Source organism: Kitasatospora sp. NPDC003701 (assembly GCF_053587085.1).
Map to the genome: position 1 here is coordinate 388167 of NZ_JBSFNM010000001.1, position 11669 is coordinate 399835.

Annotated in this window: 11 protein-coding genes; all 11 read right to left on the reverse strand. The window is 72.9% G+C overall.

Going from position 1 to position 11669, the window contains the following annotated elements; all coding sequences use genetic code 11:
* Window positions 1-218: 218 nt before the first annotated feature.
* The 11 genes from ACWDRR_RS01480 to ACWDRR_RS01530 all read right to left on the reverse strand — a co-directional run bounded on the left by ACWDRR_RS01480 (window position 219) and on the right by ACWDRR_RS01530 (window position 11663).
* On the reverse strand, window positions 219-842 hold the full coding sequence (locus ACWDRR_RS01480; protein ID WP_449770126.1) for a hypothetical protein: 624 nt from the start codon (window positions 840-842) through the stop codon (window positions 219-221).
* A 6-nt stretch (window positions 843-848) separates the two neighbouring features.
* The gene (locus ACWDRR_RS01485; RefSeq protein ID WP_449770127.1) at window positions 849-1781 is read right to left on the reverse strand and encodes a carbon-nitrogen hydrolase family protein; all 933 of its coding nucleotides are present in this window, start codon (window positions 1779-1781) and stop codon (window positions 849-851) included.
* Between the two features lie 4 nt (window positions 1782-1785).
* The gene (locus tag ACWDRR_RS01490) at window positions 1786-2754 is read right to left on the reverse strand and encodes a carbon-nitrogen hydrolase family protein (RefSeq protein WP_449770128.1); all 969 of its coding nucleotides are present in this window, start codon (window positions 2752-2754) and stop codon (window positions 1786-1788) included.
* 138 nt (window positions 2755-2892) lie between these two features.
* A complete protein-coding gene (locus ACWDRR_RS01495) occupies window positions 2893-3657 on the reverse strand; it encodes a class I SAM-dependent methyltransferase (protein ID WP_387879764.1) in 765 nt (254 codons plus the stop codon).
* A complete protein-coding gene (locus ACWDRR_RS01500) occupies window positions 3644-5143 on the reverse strand; it encodes a coproporphyrinogen-III oxidase family protein (RefSeq protein ID WP_449770129.1) in 1500 nt (499 codons plus the stop codon). The genes ACWDRR_RS01495 and ACWDRR_RS01500 overlap by 14 nt, the downstream gene beginning before the upstream one ends.
* A 15-nt stretch (window positions 5144-5158) precedes the next feature.
* Entirely contained in the window at window positions 5159-5839 is a 681-nt protein-coding gene (locus tag ACWDRR_RS01505) for a class I SAM-dependent methyltransferase (protein WP_449770130.1), read from the reverse strand.
* A 5-nt stretch (window positions 5840-5844) separates the two neighbouring features.
* Window positions 5845-6984, reverse strand: a complete 1140-nt coding sequence (locus tag ACWDRR_RS01510; RefSeq protein WP_449770131.1) for a BtrH N-terminal domain-containing protein — start codon at window positions 6982-6984, stop codon at window positions 5845-5847.
* Window positions 6981-7841 (reverse strand): NAD(P)-binding domain-containing protein, encoded by an 861-nt coding sequence (locus ACWDRR_RS01515; RefSeq protein ID WP_449770132.1) that lies wholly within the window; start codon window positions 7839-7841, stop codon window positions 6981-6983. Before ACWDRR_RS01515 ends, ACWDRR_RS01510 begins: the two co-directional genes overlap by 4 nt.
* Window positions 7838-9172 (reverse strand): phenylacetate--CoA ligase family protein, encoded by a 1335-nt coding sequence (locus tag ACWDRR_RS01520; protein WP_449770133.1) that lies wholly within the window; start codon window positions 9170-9172, stop codon window positions 7838-7840. The genes ACWDRR_RS01515 and ACWDRR_RS01520 overlap by 4 nt, the downstream gene beginning before the upstream one ends.
* Entirely contained in the window at window positions 9169-10221 is a 1053-nt protein-coding gene (locus tag ACWDRR_RS01525; protein ID WP_449770134.1) for a zinc-dependent alcohol dehydrogenase, read from the reverse strand. The genes ACWDRR_RS01520 and ACWDRR_RS01525 overlap by 4 nt, the downstream gene beginning before the upstream one ends.
* Complete coding sequence (locus tag ACWDRR_RS01530; protein ID WP_449770135.1) at window positions 10218-11663, reverse strand: B12-binding domain-containing radical SAM protein; 1446 nt, start codon at window positions 11661-11663, stop codon at window positions 10218-10220. Before ACWDRR_RS01530 ends, ACWDRR_RS01525 begins: the two co-directional genes overlap by 4 nt.
* Between the last annotated feature and the right edge of the window lie 6 nt (window positions 11664-11669).

An 11669-nucleotide genomic window follows, 5' to 3' on the forward strand; every position in this document is an offset into this window, starting at 1 on the left:
TCGCTTCGCTCGGTGGCCGCTTCGCGGGACGCGCGCCCTTGGACGGTGAGCTCGCTGCGCTCGCTCATGCGCCCTCCTCGCTTCGCTCGGTGGCCGCTTCGCGGGACGCGCACCCTTGGACGGTGAGCTCGCTGTGCTCGCTCATGCGCCCTCCTCGCTTCGCTCGGTGGCCGCTTCGCGGAACGCGCACCCTTGGACGGTGAGCTCGCTGCGCTCGCTCATGCCTGGACCCGCCCCGCGTGGACCAGTTCCAGCACCCGGTCGGTGTCGGTGCGCAGCAGGTGGCCGTAGGTGTGGCCGAGTTCGTCCTCAGGGGCGTAGGCGAGCAGTTCGACGCTGTCGAAGCCGGCCAGGTAGTCGAGCACCCGGCGGACGTGGTCGGGGGTGTCGACGCAGAGCCCGAGGTGCGACATCAGCGCCCGCTTGCGCTCCGGCGGCTCGTCGGCCCAGGCCCCGTAGGCGCGGCAGGTGAAGAACTCCACCTCGGTGCCGCGCTCGGTGGTGACGTTGATCCAGTGCCCGGGGGTGCCGTGCACCCGCGGTGCGATGTGCGAGGGGCCGGCGGACACCCGGCCGAGGCCGGGGTGGGCCCGGACGGTCTCCAGCCAGGCCTCGTACTCCTCCTCGGTGCGGTAGTCGCCCAGGTAGACGGCGACGTGGTGCAGGCCGGTCAGCCGCAGGGTGCGCGGGTCCAGCGGCTGGCCGAAGAAGGCGAGCAGCGCGTCGGCGGTGCTGGTGGCGGCGGCGCGGTCGGCCCAGTCGAGGACCTCCTTCAGGGCGGGCTCGCGGTCGGCCCCGGTGGGCAGGTGCTCGGCGGCGGGGTAGAGCAGGCTGGGTGCCATGGTGAATCAGCTCCGGGGGGCGGTCAGGTAGTCCGTGATGAGGGTCTCCAGGTCCTGGTGGCCGGCGTACGGCTTCAGCAGGTCCTGGTACAGCTCGGGCCGGCGGCCGTGCAGGCAGAAGTAGAGGCTCTTGCGGAACGACAGGTCGACCTCCCGCAGTTCGCGGATCCGGTCGAGGTCGAGCTCGGCGATCAGCACGCCCTCCTCCTCGTCCAGCGAGCCGACCAGCTGCTCGGGGGACGCGACGGTGCTGTGGCCCGCCACCGAGATGGAGACCGTCCGCCCGGCGCGCTCGCCGGTCACCTCGCCGACCGCGCTGGCCAGCAGGGTGTAGCAGACGTTGAAGGAGGAGTTGGCCTGGATGCACGGCCGGGTGATCTGGATGTTGCCGCGCAGCGCCGCTCCCGGCACCGCGATGATCTCGGCGCCGCGCATCGCCAGCGTGCGCGGCACCTCGGGGATCCAGAAGTCGGAGCAGACGCAGATCCCCAGGCGCCCGAACGGGGTGTCCACGATGACCAGTTCGTCGCTGGGCGAGACGGTGACCATCTCGGCGGCGAAGCGGTGGGTCTTGCGGGCCTTGGCGGCGATCCGGCCCCGGTCGTCCAGCAGGACGGCGGTGTTGTAGTAGCGGTCGTCCTCGCGCTCGACGACCGTGCCGCAGAGCAGGTAGCAGCCCTTGGCGCGGGCCACCTCGGCGAGCCGGTCGAAGACCGGGCCGGGCACCGGCTGGTCGATCACGCCCTTGAGATGGGCGCGGCCGGGGAAGTAGAAGGGCGGGCCGAGGAAGAACTCCGGCAGGATGATCAGCTCGACGTCCTGGACGGTGTCCAGCAGGGCGAGCGTCCGGGCCAGGTTGACCTCCGGGTCCGGGTCCCAGAAGGTCTGGATCAGCGCGACCCGGGGCCGGCTGGTGGCGAGGTTGCGGTCGACGGTCATCGAGTCAGGCTCCGTCCGAGGTGCCCGGGGACGCCGGGGCGTGGTTCGGGGTGTCCGGGGTGGTCCGCGCGCCGAGGGCCTCGGCGGCCCAGTCGGGCAGTGGCCCGTCCGGGTGGGTGGCGGCGGTCAGGGCGAGACCCAGCGGCGAGCGGCGGAAGTCGGCGGCGAACGGCGCCGCCTCGCGCATCCGGCGCAGCTCGTGCAGGTCCAGGTCGGCGGTCAGCAGCACCTCCTCCCGGTCCGCCTCGGCGAGGACCGGCTGCTGCTTGCGGAAGTCCCGCGAGTAGGCGCCGATCGCCAGCGGGCTGCGCAGGATCGCGCTGCGGCCCATGTAGGTGAGCCCGGCGAGGGTGTTCTCGCCGGTCGCGCTGGCGAACAGCACGTAGGCGCAGTTCTCGGCGGCCCGGGCGAGCAGCATCTGCCGCACGGGCTCGGCGAACGGCCGCAGCAGCACCGAGGGGGCCACGATGATCTCCGCCGACGCGGCGAACAGGCCGCGCAGCACCTCGGGGAACTGCACGTCGTAGCCGAGCGCGAAGCCGATCCGGCCGAGCGGGGTCGGGAAGACGCGGGCGCCGGTGGCGCCCGTGATGAAGTGCGCCTCCAGGTCGTAGACCATGGTGCGCCGCGCGGTGCCGACGAGCACCCCGGTGTCGTCCAGCAGGACGGCCGTGCTGTGCACCTGCTCCCCGGCGCGCTCCAGCACGCCGGCGGCGATCCAGACGCCGAGCTCGCGGGCCAGGCCGGCCAGCCACTCGGTGAGCGGGCCGGGCACCGGTTCGGCGATCTCGTGGCTCTTCGGCAGGTTGAGCGCGGTGGCGAACACCTCGGGCAGGACGACGAGCCGGCAGTCGTCGTCGGCCGCGGCGCGCACCAGCTTCTCGGCCCGCGCCAGGTTCTCCGCACGGCGGTTGGTGGCGACGGACAGCTGGACGACGCCGACCCGGTACCGGCGAAGATCGGCGGTGGGCATGGGCGTGCTCCTTCCGGAGGGGGCGGGGCGGGGCCGGGGCGTGGTGCCCGCGCTGCGGCGGGCACCACGCCCCGACGGCGGGCCCGGTCCGCCCGGGGGACGGGCGGGCGGGCGGACCGGACGGGCCCGGGCGGACGGTCAGTCGAAGATCCGCTCGTAGATGCCCGGTTCGCCGACGGTGTACCCGGTGTCCCGGGCCCGGGAGGAGACCACCAGGTTGATGCCTTCCTTGGTGACGCTCCAGTCGCCCAGGCCGACCTGGTCGAGCAGCTCGCGCATCTCCTCGGTCGAGTACGAGGCCCGCAGCGAGGTCATGAACGCGTTGGCGTCACCGCCGGCGTACTGCAGCACGAAGGAGACCATGCCCTCGTCGGCGTCGCGGGCCAGGTCGTACAGCAGCACGGCGCCGCCGGGGCGGCAGACCCGGGCCAGCTCGGGCAGGATCCGGGCGGGCTTGTCCCAGCGGTTGATCGCGCAGAAGCTGAACACCACGTCGAAGCTGTCGTCCGGGTACGGCAGCCGGCTGTACCGGGCCCAGTCGCAGGCGAAGTCGCCGCCGTAGGAGACCAGGTTGGCGAAGATGGTGTTCTCCCGGGCGACCTCCAGGAAGGAGTCGTTGCTGTCCAGCCCGGTGAAGGTGGAGTCGCGGTGCTGGGCGGCCAGGCGCAGCGAGAGCAGGCCACTGGCGCAGCCGATCTCCAGGACGTCCTTGTCCGGCCCGCAGTCCGGCCCGATCAGCTTCATCATGTGCTGCATCGGGATGATCATCGAGGTGCGCACGCTGCGGTCGTACGCGCGGCACTCCTCGGCGGTCTCGAACGGGTCGCCCTGCGGGGCCCGTTCGGCGAGGTCGAAGATCCGGCCCCGGCGGGCGCGGCGGGCGGTGGTCTCAGAACTGGACAAGGGGGAGCCCCTTCCGGCCGTCGGTGCGGTCGATCTGCCACTTGAGGATCTCGGTGCTCGCCGAGGTCGGCTGCGGGAGCCGGTAGTTGGCGTCCGAGTAGAAGCTCTTGGAGATGTTGTCGATGTAGTACCAGCCCTTGGGGTAGGTGACCTGGATCGCGTCGTCGTCGACCTCCAGCAGCCCCTTGGCCACCAGGTCGTCGACCTTGTCCTTGAAGTACTCGTACGGGTCGACGCCGTGCCGCTCGCGGTAGACCGAGCGCTTGACCCGCAGCAGCTTCAGCCCCAGGACGAGGCTGCGGCAGCGCTGCTCGTGCTCGTCGGTGTAGGCGCCCATCACCACCGGCAGCCGGCCCTCGTTGCACCGGCTGATGTACGACTCGATGTCCGGCTCGTTGAGGTACATGTGGTTGTTCAGGTACCCGTAGGCGCCCGAGCCGATGGCCACCATGTCCCCGCACCGGCCCCAGATCTGCGACAGGTGGTCGGTCAGGTAGAAGGTGTCCGTCTCCAGGCCGCGGTACGGCTTGCTGCCGTCCTTGACCACCGGGTAGGTCTTGACCCCGGCGGCCTCCCACTCGGGCCGCATCGGCTCGATGAAGTCGTTGTAGGTGAGCGCCAGGTAGCCCGCGTCCATCAGCGTGGTGTGCAGGTACTGGTACATCTCGTCGGCCTCGCGGGTGCTCGGGCAGGGCGGGGTGGCGCCGCTCTGCAGCGCGAAGAACACCTCCGAGCCGGGCATGACCGCGTAGTTGTAGACCGAGAACGACGTCACCGGCAGGTCCATCAGGGTGCGGATGTCCTGCGCCCACAGGTCCGGGGTCTGGCCGGGGATGCCGATCATGTAGTCGATGCAGAGGTTCTCCAGGCCGCTGCGGTCGATCAGCTCGATGGTGCGGGTGGCGGACTCGCCGGTGTGCGCCCGGGCCCGGCCGAGGTAGCGCAGCAGCGGGTCGTGGAAGGTCTGGACGCCCAGGCTCATCCGGTTGACGCCGTGCTTGAGCAGCACGTCGAGCTTCTGCTGGTCGACGTCGACGGGGGTCGACTCGATGGTGATCGAGCAGTCCGGGCTGAAGTTGAGCCGCTGCTTCATGTAGCCGAGCAGGTCGTCGAGCTCCTCGGCGCGCAGCGTGGTCGGGGTGCCGCCGCCGAAGTAGCCGGAGGTGAAGACGGTGTCCCGGACGTGCGGCAGCTGCGAGTACAGGTCGATCTCGCGCTTGAGCGCCTGGATGTAGCGCTGCACCAGGGTGTTGCGGGTGGAGAACTTGTTGTACGGGCAGCTGGTGCAGACCTGGTTGCAGAACGGGATGTGCACGTAGAACGAGGTGGTCTTGGGGAACTTCTCCCGGGTGGCGTAGATCTGGTCCGCCGTCAGCGGCTTGACGTCGCACGGGTACCAGCGGACGAACTCGATGTCCCGCTCCGGGTAGTCGCGCCAGAAGCTCGGGGTGTCGAGGAAGTTCCGGGTGATCGCTTCTTGGGTCATGTGCCTCTCCGGTCGTCAGGTGGCGCGGTGGTGCTCGACGGTGAGTGCCATCGGGCCGTCCGGGCCGACCGCCCAGTCGGCCATCCCTGCGGCGTCGAGCCGTTCGCGCAGTTCGGCGCTGGTCCAGGCGCCGCGCAGGGAGTCCAGGTAGGTGCGCAAGCGGTAGCGGCCGTCGGGCGATTCGTCGGCGGCCATCTCGCGCAGGGTGTATTCGAGGATGAACGGGTCCGGGTCGCGGCGCAGGTCGTTGACCAGCAGCCGGCCGCCGGGGGCCAGGGCCTGCGCCAACCCGCGCAGCAGGGCGGCCGGTTCGACGCACTCGCCGAGTGCGTGCACGCTGTAGACCAGCGGGTGCCGCCGGGCGAGGGCGGCCGGCAACGGGGTCCCGGCCGGCCAGTGGTCGACGGGCACCGCGGGGCCGAGCCGCTCGCGCAGCGGGGCGACGGCGCCCGGGTCGGTGCAGAGCACCCGCAGGTCGACCGGGCGGCGGGCCAGCAGCAGCCCGGCGAACCCGCCGTAGCCGGGGCCGACCTCCAGCACCGGGCCGTCCGCGCAGGCGCTCTCCAGCAGGTCGAGGAACTCCTCCTTGTACTGGTTGCGGGCGGCCACGTACCGGTCGTACGCGAGGCGGTCCGCCTCGTCGGAGAGCCGATGGCGGGTCGGCGTCCGGACGGCCGGCAGCAGGCCGGTGGGCATACCGCTCACACCTCCCTCAGCAGGGCGAACAGCTCCCGCTCGGTCTCGGCGACGGAGCTCAGGGCCGCCCGCAGCTCGCCGGCCAGCCGCTCGCGCACCGGGCCGAGCCCGGCCGCCGCGGCGGCCCGCAGCGCGGGCAGCCGCTCGCCCAGCAGGGCGGCCCGGGCCAGGGCGGCGGCGCCGCCGTCCAGCAGCTCCGCCTCCCGGGCCCGGTAGGCGGCGGCGAGTTCGGCGAAGTCCGCCGTCCAGTCGGGCAGCAGCAGCCCGATCACCCGCGCCCAGCGCCCGGCGCTGTCGGCGCAGAGCAGGGCGGCGTCGGCCAGCCGGTGGTCGCCGGTGAGTTCGGCCGCCTCGGCCAGGAACTCCCGGAAGAGGTTGCGGAAGGCGTTCCCGCCGGTGCCGGCCAGCTCGAAGTCGACGTAGGCGCCGGCCAGTTCCTCCACCACGGCGCCGGCGGGGGTGTCGCTGAGCAGCAGGTGCTGCAGCCCGGCCCCGTAGGAGTCGAGGCCGCGCAGCCCGAAGCTGGGCACCGGCGGGTGCAGCATCGCGCGGCAGGAGAAGCGGATGCCCTGGCGGATGTCGTCCTCGGTGGGGTGCCGGGCGGCCTTCCACTCGGCGCGCAGCAGGGCGTGCCGGGGCGGGAAGGGCTGGTGGGCGGAGGCCCGGGCGGTGGCCAGTTCGGCCGCCGTCAGGGTCTGCGGGCGGGCCGGGCGGTCCGAGACGGTGACGGTGCCCTGCTCGCGGTCGTACCCGACGACGACGATCGCGTGGCCGCCGAAGTGCCGGGTGGCCTGGAAGTACGGCAGGTGGAAGAGGTCCGCGTAGATCACCGCCGGGCCGCCCCGGTCGAGTTCGGCCAGCAGGTCGTCCCGGGCGCGGTCGGGGTCGTCGGTGACGGCGACCTCGAGGTCCAGGCCGACGCCGGCCGCCATCCGGCGGGTGAACTCCGGGAACGGGCCGTTGCGGCCGCCGGTGAAGCCGCGCCCGCCGGGCGGTGCGGGCATGTGCATGAAGTTGATGCCGCCGGCCACGCCGAACAGCATCGCCTCGCTGATCGGCAGGCCGTGCGCGGCCAGCTGCTTGCGCATCGAGGCGGTCTCGCAGTGCGCGCCGCCGTGCAGCACGTCCGGCGGGGTGGTGGTCATGCGGGTCCTCCCGGGGTGACGGGGCGCTCGGCCCAGGCGGCCCAGCCGAGCGCGTCCGTCGGGACGAGGGCGGTCGGCCGGGTGGCGGGCACGGCGGCGGTCGGCGGGGCGGCCGGCGGCCGGGCGGCGGCCGCGGCGTCGGCGGCGATCTCGTCCAGCACCGAGCGGGTGTAGGGGTTGGCGTCCGAGGGCGGGTAGTCCAGTGCCGTCCCCACGAAGACGTTGCGGATCGCGGCCCGCACGATGTCGGTGGGCAGGCCGCGTTCGGTCAGCTCGGCGGCCAGGTCGGCGCAGGCGCGCAGGGCGGCCTTGGTGGCGGCGCGGTTGGCCGGGCCGACGCAGGCCTCCGGCCCGAGCACCACCTCGCCGAGGTCGGCGGCCAGGGTCCGCAGCAGCCCGATCCGGCGCGGCGCGGAGGTCACCAGGACGGTCTTGAGGCCGAGCGCCACCGCGGTGAACTGGCAGACCGGTTTGAGGCCGACCACCTCCACGCCGAGGTCCGGCAGGTCCTCGGTGGGCACGCTGGTCGCCATGTTGACGAACAGCGCCCGGCGGCCGATCCGCTCGGCCAGCGCGGCGAGCCGGCGCAGCGCGGCCGCGGTCTCCTGCGGCGGGACGCAGAGCAGTACGGTGTCGGCGGCCGACAGGATCTCGCGCTGGTCCATGTCGGGCAGCGAGAGCTCGGCGGCGACCCGCCGGGCCACCGCGGGGTCGCTGTCGTTGAGCAGCACCGGGAAGCGCTCGGCGAGCCGGTCGGCGAGCACCGCGCCGAGCCGGCCGAGGCCGACCACGGCGATCGTCCCGGGGTCGTTGTGCCGGGGTTCGGCCGGGTTGCCCGGGCGCAGGCCGAGTGTCATGAGACCGCCTCCAGGTCCTCGATGGTGAGGCTGCCGGGCTTGAGCATCCGGTCCATCGCCCGCCGCACCTGGGCCCGGTCGATCGGGGCGACCGCCGCGGGCACCCCGAACTCGGCGGTGACCCGCTCGGCGACGGCGGCGCAGAGCGCCGTCGGGTCCTCGCCCTCGGCCTCCACCCGGATCTCCAGCCGGTCCCCGGCGACGCCGGCCGCCCAGTAGAGGCCCGCGCCCCCGGTGGCGAGCACGGTCTGCTCCAGCGCCAGCTTGTTGATCCGCTGCCCGCCGACGATCAGCTGCTCGCTGACCCGCCCGTGGTGCGCGAGCACCCGGCGCGGGCTGCCGCAGGCGCAGGGCTCGGCGGAGACGGTGACGAAGTCCCCGCTGCGGTAGCGCAGCAGCGGCATGGCCCGGCCGGCGAGCGAGGTGATGACCAGTTCGCCGGCGGTGCCGTCGGGCACCGGCCCGGTGGTCTCCGGGTCGATCACCTCGAACAGGTGCCGGTCCTCGGTCAGGTGCAGGCTGCCGCGCTCGCAGACCAGGCCGAGCGAGTTGGTCTCGGTGGAGCCGTAGGCGTTGGAGAGCCGGACGCCCCAGAGCGCGGCGATCTTCTCCAGCTTGGCGGGCGAGCAGGTCTCGCCCACGTAGAGGAAGGTCCGCAGGCCGATCTCGGCCGGGTCGCGCCCGGTGTCCTTGAGCATGTCGTAGAGGCGCAGCGCCCGGCTCGGTGTGCAGACCAGCGCGGTCGGCCGGACGGTCCACATCATCTCGACCATCCGCTCGAACGGGCAGACCAGGCTGAGCGTGCCGACCGGCACCACGGCCGCGCCGTTCTGCTCCAGCGCCCGGTCCAGGTCGTAGGAGGCGAAGGCCAGCTCGTAGGGGATGGCGATGAAGGCGAGGTCGCCGGGGCCCAGGACGTGGCCGACGGACTGCTCGACCGCGACGTTGCCGCGGATCCAGTCCTCGTAGGTGATCATCGACGAGGTGGGGCTGCCGGTGGTGCCGGTGGACTCGCCGTAGCGGATCAGCTCCTCCCGGCCGACGGCGAGCAGTCCGAACGGGTAGGCACCGCGCAGCTCCGCCTTGGTGGTGAAGGGCAGCGTCCGCAGCTCCTCGACGCTGCCGGGCCGCAGCGTGCCGTGGCGCTCGGCCCAGTGCTCCCGGTAGAACGGCGAGTTGGCGAAGGCGTGGTCCAACTGGCGCCGCAGCAGAGCGAACTGGTGGTCGGGCACCTGGTCGGGGCTGAGCTTCTCGAAGGCCGCCAGATCGGCGAGCGCGGCCTCCCGGATCTCCGGATAGCGCAGGTGCGGGGGGCGGTCGGCGGTGGTCACCGGGCATCCTCTCCAAACATCAGCTGGGTCTTGATCCGGGTGCGGGGGTCGAGGGTGAAGGCCTCCGCCGCCCGTTCGGCGGGCAGCCGGTGGGTGACCAGCAGGGCGGCCTCCTCGCGGTGGCCGGCCAGGAACTCCTGGGCCCGGCCGAAGCCGCCGGTGCCGCCGATCGAGCCGACCAGGGTCAGCGCGTTGGCCACCAGCAGGTCGGTGCGCAGCGCCGCGCTGCGGCGCAGCCCGAAGCAGAGCACCCGCCCGCGCGGTACGGCGCAGGCCAGCGCGGTGGCGAGCCCGTCGGCGCCGCTGGAGCAGTCCACGGTCAGGTCGTAGCGGGCGGTGGCGGTGAGGGCGGCGTAGCCGCCGGCCGACCGCGCGGCGGCGTCCGGCTCGGGCGCCTCGGTGCGGACCAGCGCGCTCGGCAGCAGCTCGGTGACGGCGGCGGCCTTCACCCGGTCCGCCTCCAGCAGCTCCACCCCGCCGACCCCGTACGCCCCGGTGAGCAGCAGGTACGAGGCCAGGCCGAGGGCGCCGGCGCCGATCACCAGCACCCGCTCGTCGGGGCGCGGTGCGATCCGGTGCAGGCCCTGGGCGGCGACGGCGAAGAACTCGGAGAGTGCCAGCAGCCCGGGGCCCAGGTCGTGGGTGTCGGGGTAGAGGTAGCGGCGGTCGACCGTCCGCAGGCGGGTCGAGAAGCCGTCCACGGTGAGGCCGAACTTCTCGATCCGGGCGCAGACGTTGCGGTCGGTGCCGCACCGGGGGCAGTCGCCGCACCAGCGCGAGCAGTCACCGGTGACCCAGCGGCCCAGCAGGGCCCGGCCGTTGCTCCCGGTGTCGACCACCAGTCCGGACCACTCGTGGCCGAAGCGCAGCGGGTAGCTGCTCGGGCCGCCGTAGGCGCCGTCGTACAGCGCCTGGTCGCTGCCGCACAGGGTGACCCGGTCGACCTCGACCAGCACCTCGTCCGGGCCGAGCGGCGCGGTCGGCGGCTTCGCCTCGTCGACGGTGAGCCGGCCGGGGCCGGTCAGCCGCAGGTCCGCCCCGGCGCTCACCGGGCACCGCCCGCGGGCGGCGCCGGGAGCGGCGGCAGGTGGTCGTTGAGCTCGGCCTCGATCCGCTCGCTCTCCGCGCGGGCCATGGTGATGCGTTCGCGCAGGCTGATCGAGTTGAGCCCCCACCACAGGTACCAGTTGTCGTTGGCCAGCACCCGCGCCTGGATCTCGTCGAGGAGGGTGTCGTCCTCGATGACCGCGCGGGAGCAGTAGTACTTGGGCACGATGAATCGCTCCGTTCCGGTGATCATTCCTTCGGCGACGGCGGTGGCGTGCAGGGCGGTGCCCCGGCAGACCCGCAGGCCGAGCGTCCAGAAGGCGTGCACGTCGGGCGTGGCGGGCGGGACGAGCTGCTCCATCACGTCGAAGGTCTCGCGGACCGAGTCCCGGTCGTCGCCGGGGCTGCCGATGAACAGGCAGTGCTCGACCCGGATGCCGGCCTCGACGAACTTGCGGTGGGACTCCACGATCTGGCGCTGCCGGAAGTTCTTCTTCAGCCCGCGCAGGATCCGGTCACAGGCCGAGTCGGTGCCGAACTCCACGTAGTAGCAGCCCGTCCGGGCCATCAGGTCGACCAGCTCGGCGGTCACGTTGCCCGGGTTGACCATGCAGGACCAGGGCATCTCGATGCCCCGCCGGACGAACTCCCGCAGCACCTCCAGCGAGTAGTTGAGCGGCAGGTTGAACACCCCGTCGACGATCTCCAGGACCTCCAGGCCCTCGTCGCGCAGCCGCTCCACCTCGTCGGCGACCCGGGAGACCTCGTCGAACTTCACCCCGGTGCCGTCCACCAGGAAGTTGCTGCAGAAGACGCACTCCAGCACGCAGCCCTTCTTGGTCTGGATGGTCGCCGGCACCTTGAGGCTGCGGTCGTGCGTCTCGTACGAGTAGCTGAAGTACCGCTGGTCGTACAGCGCCGGGTCCGGGCGGGCCGCCTTGCGGTAGTCGATCCGGAAGACGGCGTCGCGCCGGTGGTAGCCGCCGCCCGGGAGCGGGCGGATCACCCCGGGCACGTCCAGCGGCTCCTCGCCCCGGGCCAGGTGGTCCAGCAGCGGCTGGACGGACTCCTCGGCGAAGCCGGTGATGCCGTAGTCGGCCCGGACGAAGTCCATCAGGTCCTCCGGGACGGTGGAGAACCCCGGACCGCCCAGCAGCACGGTGACGCCGGGCAGTTCGTCGCGCGACCAGTCGGCCACCTCGCGGGCGAGCGGGGTGTAGACGACCGGCTCCAGCATGCTCTGCGAGTCGACGTTGCGGATCGAGATCCCCACCACGTCGGGCTTGAAGGCGCCGACCGCGGCCCGCACCACCGGCTCGTCCTCCTCCTCCCACATCAGGTCCAGCGTCTCGACCTGGTGGCCGGCCGCCCGGGCCTGGGTGGCGATGGTGACCATGCCGATCGGCAGCACCGGTCGGAAGGACTTCAGCTTGTTGATCGACACGAAGAG